This window comes from Pseudomonas marincola, assembly GCF_900116605.1.
GTDB classification, from domain to species: domain Bacteria; phylum Pseudomonadota; class Gammaproteobacteria; order Pseudomonadales; family Pseudomonadaceae; genus Aquipseudomonas; species Aquipseudomonas marincola.
Window position 1 is genome coordinate 62,364 of record NZ_FPBC01000019.1, and the last position, 11,141, is coordinate 73,504.

General features: G+C 57.8%; 11 protein-coding genes. 7 read left to right on the top strand and 4 right to left on the bottom strand.

Features of this window, described 5'->3' with window-relative positions:
* Positions 1-3: 3 nt before the first annotated feature.
* From acs to BM395_RS21520, 7 genes are all read left to right on the top strand, one after another.
* The gene (gene acs / locus BM395_RS21490; RefSeq protein WP_090515565.1) at positions 4-1,941 is read left to right on the top strand and encodes an acetate--CoA ligase; all 1,938 of its coding nucleotides are present in this window, start codon (positions 4-6) and stop codon (positions 1,939-1,941) included.
* Positions 1,942-2,043: 102 nt separating this feature from the next.
* Positions 2,044-2,916 carry an oxygenase MpaB family protein gene (locus BM395_RS21495; RefSeq protein WP_090515581.1) on the top strand — a complete coding sequence of 291 codons (873 nt, stop codon included), beginning with the start codon at positions 2,044-2,046 and terminating at the stop codon, positions 2,914-2,916.
* 95 nt (positions 2,917-3,011) lie between these two features.
* The gene (locus BM395_RS21500; RefSeq protein ID WP_090515567.1) at positions 3,012-4,193 is read left to right on the top strand and encodes an acetyl-CoA C-acetyltransferase; all 1,182 of its coding nucleotides are present in this window, start codon (positions 3,012-3,014) and stop codon (positions 4,191-4,193) included.
* A gap of 106 nt (positions 4,194-4,299) precedes the next feature.
* Positions 4,300-5,316, top strand: coding sequence for a class I SAM-dependent rRNA methyltransferase (locus BM395_RS21505; RefSeq protein WP_090515569.1), 1,017 nt, complete (start codon positions 4,300-4,302; stop codon positions 5,314-5,316).
* 111 nt (positions 5,317-5,427) lie between these two features.
* The gene (locus BM395_RS21510) at positions 5,428-8,532 is read left to right on the top strand and encodes a DUF748 domain-containing protein (RefSeq protein ID WP_090515572.1); all 3,105 of its coding nucleotides are present in this window, start codon (positions 5,428-5,430) and stop codon (positions 8,530-8,532) included.
* Positions 8,532-8,828: a DUF2845 domain-containing protein gene (locus BM395_RS21515; protein ID WP_090515574.1), complete on the top strand. Its 297-nt coding sequence runs from the start codon at positions 8,532-8,534 to the stop codon at positions 8,826-8,828. Before BM395_RS21510 ends, BM395_RS21515 begins: the two co-directional genes overlap by 1 nt.
* A gap of 18 nt (positions 8,829-8,846) precedes the next feature.
* On the top strand, positions 8,847-9,158 hold the full coding sequence (locus tag BM395_RS21520) for a DUF2845 domain-containing protein (protein ID WP_069897966.1): 312 nt from the start codon (positions 8,847-8,849) through the stop codon (positions 9,156-9,158).
* Positions 9,159-9,224: 66 nt separating this feature from the next.
* Here the strand turns inward: BM395_RS21520 and BM395_RS21525 are convergent, their stop codons facing one another.
* From BM395_RS21525 to BM395_RS21545, 4 genes are all read right to left on the bottom strand, one after another.
* Positions 9,225-9,422 (bottom strand): CsbD family protein, encoded by a 198-nt coding sequence (locus BM395_RS21525; protein WP_069897967.1) that lies wholly within the window; start codon positions 9,420-9,422, stop codon positions 9,225-9,227.
* A 51-nt stretch (positions 9,423-9,473) separates the two neighbouring features.
* On the bottom strand, positions 9,474-9,842 hold the full coding sequence (locus BM395_RS21530) for a BON domain-containing protein (RefSeq protein ID WP_069897968.1): 369 nt from the start codon (positions 9,840-9,842) through the stop codon (positions 9,474-9,476).
* Positions 9,843-10,140: 298 nt separating this feature from the next.
* Positions 10,141-10,599, bottom strand: coding sequence for a type IV pilin protein (locus tag BM395_RS21535; protein ID WP_280142256.1), 459 nt, complete (start codon positions 10,597-10,599; stop codon positions 10,141-10,143).
* Positions 10,600-10,857: 258 nt separating this feature from the next.
* Positions 10,858-11,141 (bottom strand): transposase domain-containing protein (locus tag BM395_RS21545; RefSeq protein ID WP_141124121.1); only part of this gene is annotated, 284 nt, incomplete at its 5' end.

The following is an 11,141-nucleotide window of genomic DNA, read 5'->3' on the forward strand; positions in this document are numbered from 1 at the left end:
GCCATGTTTGAGATTACTCGTCACCCGGTTGCCGAAGCCGTCCGGCAACGTGCGCACCTGAACGACGGTGACTATCAGCGCTTGTATCGTCAGTCTGTCGAGCAGCCCGAAGCCTTCTGGGCCGAACAAGCGAAGCAGCTCCTCGACTGGTTTACGCCGTGGCAGAGCGTGCACCACGTGGACATGCGCAAAGGTCACGCGACCTGGTTCAAGGGCGGCAAGCTCAATGTCAGTTACAACTGCATAGACCGCCATCTGCAACAGCGCGGCGAGCAGATTGCCTTTATCTGGGAAGGCGACGATCCCAGCGAATCCGCGCACATCACCTACAACAAGCTGCATCACCATGTGTGCCGACTGGCTAACGTGCTGAAAGAACGCGGCGTCGAGAAAGGTGATCGCGTGTGTATTTACATGCCCATGATTCCCGAGGCCGCCTACGCCATGCTGGCATGTACCCGCATCGGCGCCGTGCACTCCGTAGTCTTTGGCGGTTTCTCGCCAGACGCCCTGCGCGACCGGATACTCGATTGTGACTGCAAAATGGTGATCACCGCAGACGAAGGCGTGCGCGGCGGCAAATACATTCCGCTCAAGGCCAACGTCGACAAGGCGCTGCAGAGCTGCCCGAAGGTCGACACCGTGGTGGTGGTTCAACGCACCGAGGGCAAGATCGACTGGCAAAGCGGCCGTGACATCTGGTACCACGAAGCCGTACACGCAGTTGAGGCTGATTGCGCGCCAGAGCCGATGGACGCCGAAGATCCGTTGTTCATCCTGTACACCTCGGGCAGCACCGGCAAACCCAAGGGCGTTCTGCACACCACCGGTGGCTACCTGCTGCAAGCAGCGATGACGCACAAATACGTGTTCGACTATCACGACGACGATGTCTACTGGTGCAGCGCAGACGTTGGCTGGGTCACGGGCCACAGTTACATCGTCTACGGCCCGCTGGCCAATGGCGCTACCAGCCTGATTTTTGAAGGGGTGCCGAATTATCCGGACGCCTCGCGCTTCTGGCAGGTGGTCGACAAGCATCAGGTGAATATTTTCTATACCGCGCCGACTGCCTTGCGCGCCCTCATGCGCGAAGGCGATGGCCCCGTAAAAAGTACCTCGCGCAGCAGCTTGCGCCTGCTTGGCAGCGTTGGCGAGCCGATCAACCCGGAAGCCTGGGAATGGTATTTCAATGTGGTCGGCGATAAACGCTGCCCGATTGTCGACACCTGGTGGCAGACCGAAACCGGCGCCATCATGATCACCCCGCTGCCCGGTGCAACCGAACTCAAGCCCGGCTCGGCAACCCGCCCATTCTTCGGCGTACAGCCGGTTTTGCTGGACGAGCAAGGCAAGGAAATCGACGGCGTCGGCAGCGGCGTACTGGCGATGAAAGCCAGCTGGCCAAGCCAGATTCGCAGCGTTTACGGTGATCATCAACGCATGATCGACACTTATTTCAGCGCCTATCCCGGCTATTACTTCAGCGGCGACGGCGCGCGACGCGACGAAGACGGTTATTACTGGATTACTGGCCGCGTCGATGATGTGCTCAACGTCTCCGGCCACCGCATCGGCACGGCAGAAGTCGAAAGCGCTCTGGTGCTGCATGACGCCGTTGCCGAGGCTGCCGTCGTGGGTTATCCACATGACCTCAAAGGCCAGGGCGTGTATGCCTTCGTCACCCCCATGCGCGGCGTCGAGCCCACGGAAGCACTGCAGCAGGAATTGCTGGCGCTGGTCAGCAAGGAGATCGGCAGCTTCGCCAAACCGGATCTGGTGCAGTGGGCTCAGGCGCTGCCGAAAACCCGCTCAGGCAAGATCATGCGGCGAATTCTGCGCAAGATTGCCTGCAACGAACTCGACACGCTGGGGGACACCTCAACGCTGGCAGATCCAAGCGTAGTCGACGGGCTGATCGACTCACGCCTGAATCAATAACAGCCGTTACAGCCAATGCTGCGGGACGCCCTCCCACAGCATTGGCTGGCGCTTGAAGGGCCTGAGCTTGTCGCGCTAGGTGCAAAGCAGCACACTATCGCCATGGAATACATTCGCAAAAAAATCGAAAGCCAAGTACTGGGCCTCAGCGGGATTGCGCTCGGCCAGATCGACTTTGAAAACCCCAAAGGTGATCCCGGCCTGTTTGGACCCGATTCGATTAGTTGGCAAGTACATGGCGACTTCACCAGCATGCTGGTGGGCGGTATCAGTGCCCTGCTGATGCAGGCCCTGCACCCGCTGGCGCTGGCGGGCGTGTGGGATCACTCGAATTTTCGTCAGGACCTGCTCGGGCGCCTGCGACGCACCGGCCAGTTCATATCCGGCACCACCTTTGGCGCCAAAGCCGATGCCGACTGGCTTATTGAAAAGGTCAAAACCATTCATTTACACGTCACCGGCACCGCGCAGGACGGGCGCAGCTATGCAGCCAGTGATCCCGCGCTGCTGACCTGGGTGCATGTTGCCGAGGTTCATAGTTTCCTGCAGTCGCACCTGCGCTACCGTAACCCGAATTTATCCGGCGCAGATCAGGATCGTTACTACGCTGAAATAGCAGTTATTGCCGAACGCTTGGGCGCAACGAATGTGCCGCGCTCGCGGGCGCAAGTTGCAGAGTATTTACAGGACATGCGCCCGCAACTGCTGTGCGATGAGCGCTCGCTGGAGATATTGCAGATTCTGCTCAACGCCCCCGCGCCAAGCCTTTTAGCTGGAGTGGCCGGAAAACTGTTCATGCAAGGCGGCATCGACCTTCTGCCTGAATGGGCGCAGCGTATGCTTGGCCAGCCTGTCAGCCCGCGGCGCAGCCGGCTGATCCGCACCAGCATCAATCAGCTTGCCCCGCTGCTGCGATGGGCCGTGCGCAGCGGGGCTATTCACCGGGCGCGCAAGCGTTTGAGTATAGAGCAATAGCCCAGAAGTTCAGCCCTACCGGTTGCCAGCCAAACCTCTGCGCAACCAACGATCTATTCGCGGCCTGACACGCTGCTTTCAATCAGGAGCCAACCATGCAAGAAGTCGTAATTGTTGCCGCTACGCGCACCGCCATTGGGATATTCCAGGGTTCTCTGGCAAACATTCCGGCGCCAGAACTCGGCGCCGCCGTTATTCGCCGCCTGCTTGAGCAAACAAGCCTTGCACCGACCGACGTCGACGAAGTCATACTCGGCCAGGTGCTTACCGCAGGCTCAGGCCAGAACCCGGCGCGTCAGGCATCCATCCTGGCTGGGCTGCCAAATGCAGTGCCCGCCATGACCCTGAACAAAGTCTGCGGTTCCGGCCTTAAAGCGCTGCATCTGGGCGCTCAGGCCATTCGCTGCGGCGATGCCGAAGTAATCATTGCTGGCGGCATGGAGAACATGAGCCTGGCCCCGTATGTGATGCCGGGCGCTCGCACCGGTTTGCGCATGGGTCACGCCAAGGTTATCGACAGCATGATCACCGACGGCCTGTGGGATGCATTCAATGACTACCACATGGGCATCACCGCAGAGAATCTGGTCGACAAGTACTCGATCAGCCGCGAACAGCAGGACGCCTTTGCGGCAGCCTCACAGCAAAAAGCCGTTGCCGCGATTGAGGCAGGCCGTTTCGATGCCGAGATCACTCCGGTCATGATCCCTCAGCGCAAGGGCGACCCGGTTGCATTCAGTAAGGATGAAGGACCGCGCGCGGGTGTAACAGCTGAGTCGTTGAGTAAACTCAAACCGGCATTCAAAAAAGACGGCAGCGTAACCGCCGGCAATGCTTCAAGCCTGAATGACGGCGCCGCTGCCGTATTACTGATGAGCGCCGACAAAGCCAAGGCGCTCGGTTTGCCAGTACTGGCGCGCATCGCCAGCTACGCCAACGCAGGTGTAGACCCGGCAATCATGGGCATCGGCCCGGTGTCTGCGACCCGCCGCTGCCTGGAGAAAGCCAACTGGAAAATCGAAGACCTCGACCTGGTCGAAGCCAACGAGGCATTTGCCGCCCAAGCGCTTTCGGTTAATCAGGAACTGGGCTGGGACACGGCTAAAATCAACGTTAACGGCGGCGCAATCGCCCTCGGCCACCCAATTGGCGCATCAGGCTGCCGCGTGTTGGTGACACTGCTGCACGAGATGATCAAACGCGATGCCAAGAGAGGGCTGGCCACCCTGTGCATCGGCGGGGGCCAGGGTGTGGCATTAGCGCTGCAGCGCGACTAATACACCAGCGCCAACTCGCAACGCCAGCACCGCCCGCAATTAGTGGGCTCAGTGCTGGCGTTTTTGTTGATAAACTAGCGCTACCTTCCCTTCTGAGTCGTCGCGCATGTCCGCTCTCACACTGGCGCTGCGCGCCGCTCTGGCTAATCGCCAACCATTAATCGAACAACTGCACCAGCAGCAGACCGACTGCTATCGCCTCTTTCATGGCAGCCAGGAAGGCGCTGGCGGCCTGACTGTCGACCGCTACGGCGACCAGCTACTGGTGCAGAGCTTCCACCAAACCCTCAGCCGCGACGAACTCCTGCAACTGGCTGAGCAGTGCTGTGAGCAGCTCGATAAACAGTTTCTACTGGTCTACAACGACCGCTCGCAGGGTAACTCGCGGATTGATCGCAGCGATCCGATTTACGCAGCCGAACCTGCTGCACTGGAAGATCTGGTCGGTCGCGAATGGGGCCTGAACTACCGGGTTCGTGGCCGTCACGCCGGACAAGATCCTCTACTGTTCCTCGATCTGCGCAATGCACGCGGCTGGATCAAACAGCACAGCGCTGGCAAGTCGGTGCTTAACCTGTTCGCCTACACCTGCGGCGTCGGTCTTGCTGCTGCGGCCGGTGGCGCCCGCGAAGTGGTCAACCTGGATTTCGCCGAGGGAAATCTGGCGGTGGGCAAAGAGAACGGTTTGCTTAATCCGGCCCTGACGCCCATGCAGTTTGTGCAGTCCGATTACTTTCCAGCCATCCGCCAGCTTGCCGGTTTGCCGATTGCCCAGCGCCGTGGTCAAAAGCTGCCAAGCTACATTCGCATGGCCCAGCGCCAATTTGATCTGGTGTTTCTCGACCCTCCCGCCTGGGCCAAGAGCGCGTTCGGCACGGTAGACCTGCTGCGTGATTACCAGAGCCTGCTCAAGCCCGCCATTCTGGCGACTGCCGAAGATGGCGTGCTGGTGTGCTGCAACAACTTGGCCAAGGTGTCGCTCGCGGACTGGCGCGAACAGGTGCTGCGCTGCGCGACCAAACTGGGCCGCCCCGTGCGCGAATGGCAGCAGATTGAGCCGGCCGCCGACTTCCCCTCAAGTGACGGCCAGCCGCCTTTAAAAACCCTGGTGCTGCGCTTCTAGCGAGGCATCAGGGTCAGTCAGTGCGCTAGAAATCCTGCAGAGAATGCGTCGCCTGCAAGTAGCCGTGCCATACTAGAAAGCACTTTTTGGCGGGATAGATGACGCATCGCTATGTACAAAGGACTGAAATACGTCGCGCTAACATTATTCGTGCTGGTTGGCCTCTACACACTGCTGGGCTTTTTGATACTTCCCGGTGTCGGTTTGCGGGTGATCAACCAGCAACTGGCCAACTACGCGCAAGTGCCTGCAAGGCTGGAGCGCCTGCAACTCAACCCCTATTCGTTACAGCTCACACTCTGGGGCCTGCATGTGGGCGAGGCGGAAAAAGAGCAAGTTGCGTTTGAGCGCTTGTACGTAGACCTTGAGCTCGACAGCCTGTGGACGGGTGCCGCGCACCTGGCCGGTATCGAGCTGGACAAATCGCATACCGAAGTCACTTTCGACAAACAAGGCACGCTCAACCTGACGCAGTTGTTCAAGCTGCCAGAAAGCCCGCCTCCCGCAGAAGAACCTGCCGCTACAGATCCTTTTCCGGTGCGCATCGACAGCATCAAACTGGCAGCTGGCTCGCTGCACTTTCAGGATCTTCGCCCCAGCGAGCCGATCAACTTTGTCTACGACAAGCTCGATTTCGAACTGAACAATCTCAGCACCCTGCCTGAAGACAACGCCGAGATGACCCTCACGGCGACTGGCCCGCATGGCGGCAGGATCGACTGGAAAGGCCAAGCCAGTCTGGTGCCGATCAGCTCCAGTGGTTCACTGAAAGTCACCGACGCGCAAATGCAAGGTTTCTGGCCCTATGTTCGTGATGCCGTGCCCTTGGATTTAGCCCAGGGCGTTCTCAACCTCAACACCGACTACAAGCTTGATCTGCAGGACACCACCGAATTGGTCCTGAGCAATATCAACGTTAAGGTTTCACCCTTCGCGATTCAGGCGCCTGATGGCCGGCCGCTGGTCAATCTGGCCAACCTTGAGATCAGTGAAACCACGGTAGATCTGGCCAAGCAAACCGTTGTGGTTGGCAAGATTCGCAGCCAAAAGCTCGAAACATGGGCGACGCGAGAAGCCGATGGCGAACTCGACTGGCAGAAGCTGTTTGCCAGCAATCCACCGCCAGCCAAAGCGCCTGCAAGCAAGGCCCCGAGTAAAGCTGCAGAGACGCCGCCAGCAGATGCCGCCAAGTCACCTCAGCCTGATGTGGCCAAAGCCGATGCAGAGCCGGCTGCCGAGCAGTCACCTGCAGTGGCTACGAACGAACCCAAGCCTGCTGCGAAGGCTGAGGCCACGGTTGAAAAAACCGCCACGCTTGAGACCGACAACAAGGCGCCAGCTTCGACTCCAGCACCAGCCAAACCAGCGCAGCCAGCAGAGCCCGGCAAGCCTTGGCAGGTCACGCTCAAGGATGTGCAGCTGCGCGAATATCAAGTTCATCTGGCGGATCGCGTGCCTGAAAAGGACGTCGCGATTGAGCTGGGCCCGCTGAATGTCGACATCCAAAACTTCAACAGCCTGGGCACCACGCCATTCGATCTCAGGCTCGACACCGGACTGGGCAAAGAAGGCAAACTTCAAGCTCAGGGCCAGGTGCAGATCAGCCCGACCACCGCCAAGCTCAAGGTGGCGACGCAGAATATCGACATGCGCGTGGCGCAGGCTTACCTCAGCCCGTTTGTGCGCTTAGAGCTGCGTAGCGGCATGCTGGGCAGCGATCTCGACGTTGCGCTGCCAAGTGTCGACCCGCTGAAATTGAGCATCACCGGCAACGCCAAAATCACCCAACTGCACACGCTGGACACGATCAAGGAGCGTGACTTTGTCCGGTGGGAGCAGGTTGACCTCAGCGGATTGAACTACCAGCACGGCGACAGCCTGAGCATAGACAAAGTCACTCTGAGCAAGCCTTACGCCCGCTTTGTGATAAATGAAGACCTGACCACCAATGTCAGCGACCTGGTGATAGAGCAACCTGCCGATCCCAAAGCCAAGGCTGAACCTGCCGGTAAGCCGCTGGGGATTCGCATTGGCCAAATCGATATCAAGGATGGCTCGGCCAACTTTGCCGACTTCAGCCTGCGGCCCAACTTCGCCACCGCGATTCAGCAACTCAACGGCAAGATCGGCACCATCAACAGCCGTGCGCCAAAACCGGCCTCAATCAACATTGCCGGTAAAGTCGACCGCTACGCGCCGGTTAGCATCAAGGGCAGCCTGAACCCATTTGATCCCCTTGAAAGCCTGGACATTGCGACCTCGTTCAAGCGTGTCGAGCTGACCACACTTACGCCCTACTCCGGCAAGTTTGCCGGCTACCGGATCCGCAAAGGCCGGCTCAATCTCGACCTGCATTACAAAATCAATCGCGGCAAATTGAATGCTGAAAACAGCGTCGTGGTCGAGCAATTGCAACTCGGTGAATCGGTCGACAGCCCAAGCGCTGTCGACTTGCCAATTCGCCTGGCCGTTGCATTGCTTAAAGATGCCGATGGCAAGATTGCCCTGAGCTTGCCGGTTCAGGGAGACCTGAATAATCCGCAGTTCAGCGTGATGCCAATCGTCTGGCAAACCCTGCGTAATCTGGTGGTTCGCGCCGTGCAGGCACCGTTCAAGTTCATCAGCGGCCTGGTCAGCGGCGGCAGTGACCTCGACCTCAGCAACGTGCCCTTTAGTGCCGGCAGCGCTGAGCTTGAAGGTGACGGTCAGGAAATTCTCGACACCCTGGCGAGCGCCCTTGGCGAACGTCCGAATCTGCGCCTGGAAGTCGAAGGCACCAGCGCGAAGAGCATTGACGGCCCAATCCTCGCCCAACAGCGGCTTGAACGTGAGTATCAGGATACCTACTACCGCATACTGCAACGCCGGGGCGACAAAGTGCCGGCCGAAGCCAGCCAGCTGGAAGTCCCGGATGACGACAAGGCGCCGCTGCTCGAAGGTATTTATCGGGCACGCCTGAAAAAGCAGCCGCCGAAGGAATGGGCTGAACTCGACTCGGATGTACGCGCTGAGAAGCTTCGTGATGGCGTGCTGCAAGCCTGGACCGAAAGCAACCTGTTGCAGCGCAAGCTTGCACAGGAGCGTGCCGCCAGCGTCAAAGCCTACCTTGTGGATAAAGGTAAGCTAAGTGATGAACGCGTTTACCTGATTGATGTGAGCCTGGCCGAGGCTGAAGGCGATCAAGTCGCAACCCTGCTGCACCTGGATAGCGACTAATGGTGAAAATCTTATCTGTCGTGCCCCTCGGGCTGTTGCTGCTGTGCACTGCTGCCCGGGCGGACACCATGCGCTGCGGCAGCCAGCTGGTTTCGGAAGGTGACCGCGCATTTGAAGTTGAAGAGAAATGCGGCCGGCCGATATACCGCGATCAGATCGGTTATACCCTTGGCCCTTCCGAGCGCCGCGAAATGCTCATTGAGGAATGGGTGTACGGCCCCACTAACGGCGTTCACAGCATCCTGACCTTTGAAGGCAATCGGCTGACGCGCATCGAACGGCGTCGAACTCGCTAATCGCCATACGAGCGGCCTATGTGCAAACCAATTAAGTGCTCAAGCCTGCTTATCTCGCTGATATTACTCAGCGGATATGCGCACGCCGCCAGCATGCGCTGCTCAAGTGCCTTGGTCACCAGCGGTGACCCTACCAGCGAGGTGCTACAGAAGTGCGGTGAACCGATCAGCCGGGATTTTCTCGGCTACATCGAAGTCCGGGACGCCTGGGGCTATAGCCAGGAACTGGAGGTTGAAGAATGGAGCTATGGCCCAACCAACGGCATGTACCATTATTTGCGCTTTGAAGGCGGACGCCTGAAGCGGGTCAAAAGCGCCCGCAGGCGTTGACGCTTACACCCCAATTGCGCGCATAAAAAAGCCCGGCATAAATGCCGGGCTTTCTCTACCAAGTGTCTACAGCTTACCGCTGAAGTCACGCAGCTCTTCCTGAGCCTTCTCCTTGCTCCAGCCATAACGCTCTTGGAGCTTACCTACGAGGTACTCACTGTGACCCTCAGCAACATCTACGTCGTCATCTGTCAGGTTGCCCCAACGTTCCTTGATGCGACCATTCAACTGTTTCCACTTGCCTTTAATAACATCGCTGTTCATCTTAAGTCCCTCTAGGTAAGTAATGGCTGAAGCTCGAATAAACGAATTCGTTTAGTCAGCTGTTTTCAGGCCATCAGCAGATACGTCTGTGACACCTTTAATCTCTTTGGTCTTGGCAACGGCCAGATCACGCTCGGAATCGTTGGCAACAACACCTGTCAAAGACACTACGCCTTTGTTGGTTTCGACTTTGATGTCCAAACCACTCAGGGTGTCATCAGCCAGCAGAGTCGACTTGACCTTGCTAGTGATCCAGGTATCGGTAACCACTTCTTCAGCCTGATCCATGCTGGTATTAGCTGCCAGCATGGTTGGCTGTACAGCGCTCTCGCTAGCGGCGAAAGCTGAACCCGCCAGCGACAAGCTCAGGGTGGTTGCAGCAGCGGCGGCAATGACGAACTTATTGATTGGCTGTTTCATAATTCACAACTCCATTTATTTAAGAAGACCTGCAAGCGATACCGCGTTGCAGACACACCATTACTATCGCAATCGCTGTGCCAGCTTTTTAAAAATAAAAAATGCTTATAAAACAATGGCTTACAAAAAACACCAATACGAGCACATCTTGCGATTCGCAAGGTTGATCATTTTTTATCGGGCAACTTGCACGAAAGCGCAGTCACTGAGAGCCAGCCGCTACAAAACAGGCCGTTGATTCAAGCTAATCGATAAACTCGACTGATCAGCGCTTTCTCTGGCGCTGTGGTGTGTACCTTCAACGCCGCCAACAGGTTGCCAGATTAGCCCCTTCATCATGGCCTTTGACGCCTGTGTGGCTAAGGGTGAGCACACCGCAAATGTCATCGCGCATCATCCCTTGTGGGCGCGCTTGCAACACATACCCGTTAGCTGTGGGGCTGCCCTTTTCGAAACCGAGCGCATAAATTTTGCTGCCTGCCTTGGGCGCAAAACTGAACGGCAGCGTTGGTGGTTGGCTGTTGCTGTCCAGATAACCGCCGTTGGCGGTGTAAAAACGCTCCATGTGCTGGGCTAATTCCATCAAGGCAGTGTGCGCTTCGGATCGCTTGGCACGCCGAACATGATCGACATAAGAGGGATAGGCGATAGCGCTGATGATTCCAATAATGGCAACAACGATCATCAGCTCGATCAAGGTAAAGCCACTGCTCGCAAGACGCTTCGGTGGGCCGGCAGCTAATCGAGACTGCATCATAATGGCCTCACTTCGCGCCAAGACTGGCGGGCAGTATCCAGTACAGTGGCAACAAGGATTTTGCTCAGGTTTCCATCTGAGTCCACGTAATACAAAACTGGCTGATCATCCTCGTAAGTGATCGTGACCCCTTTGATTACACCCTCGACTTCATAGGAAATACCGGACCACGGGATGAGCTCACCATTTACATCGAACATGTCTTGGTGATCAAAGGTAAGCGCTCCATAAACCCCGTCCTGGCGGACGGGTTTGTTTTCAGGAAGCAGAGGCAGAAGCTGGCGAGCAGTTCCACGGCAGCAGCGCTTCGTAGTCTTCGACGCTCTGTGCCGCAGGCAGGCGTTCAAGGATGTGGCGCAGCCAGGCGTAGGGCTCCTGCCCGTTGGCTTTCGCGGTTTCGATCAGGCTGTAGATCTGCGCGCTGGCCGTGGCACCCTTGGGCGTGTCGCTGAACAGCCAATTCTTGCGGCCGATGACGAACGGTCGGATGGCGTTCTCGGCGCGGTTGTTGTCGATCGGTAGATGCCCACCTTCGATGTAGC

Excerpts from the sequence above, each read along its gene's own strand:
- BM395_RS21530 (WP_069897968.1), bottom strand. The coding sequence starts at position 9,842 with ATGAAACAGCCAATCAATAAGTTCGTCATTGCCGCCGCTGCTGCAACC.
- BM395_RS21510 (WP_090515572.1), top strand. The coding sequence starts at position 5,428 with ATGTACAAAGGACTGAAATACGTCGCGCTAACATTATTCGTGCTGGTT.
- BM395_RS21535 (WP_280142256.1), bottom strand. The coding sequence starts at position 10,599 with ATGATGCAGTCTCGATTAGCTGCCGGCCCACCGAAGCGTCTTGCGAGC.
- acs (WP_090515565.1), top strand. The coding sequence starts at position 4 with ATGTTTGAGATTACTCGTCACCCGGTTGCCGAAGCCGTCCGGCAACGT.
- BM395_RS21515 (WP_090515574.1), top strand. The coding sequence starts at position 8,532 with ATGGTGAAAATCTTATCTGTCGTGCCCCTCGGGCTGTTGCTGCTGTGC.
- BM395_RS21500 (WP_090515567.1), top strand. The coding sequence starts at position 3,012 with ATGCAAGAAGTCGTAATTGTTGCCGCTACGCGCACCGCCATTGGGATA.
- BM395_RS21505 (WP_090515569.1), top strand. The coding sequence starts at position 4,300 with ATGTCCGCTCTCACACTGGCGCTGCGCGCCGCTCTGGCTAATCGCCAA.
- BM395_RS21520 (WP_069897966.1), top strand. The coding sequence starts at position 8,847 with ATGTGCAAACCAATTAAGTGCTCAAGCCTGCTTATCTCGCTGATATTA.
- BM395_RS21525 (WP_069897967.1), bottom strand. The coding sequence starts at position 9,422 with ATGAACAGCGATGTTATTAAAGGCAAGTGGAAACAGTTGAATGGTCGC.
- BM395_RS21495 (WP_090515581.1), top strand. The coding sequence starts at position 2,044 with ATGGAATACATTCGCAAAAAAATCGAAAGCCAAGTACTGGGCCTCAGC.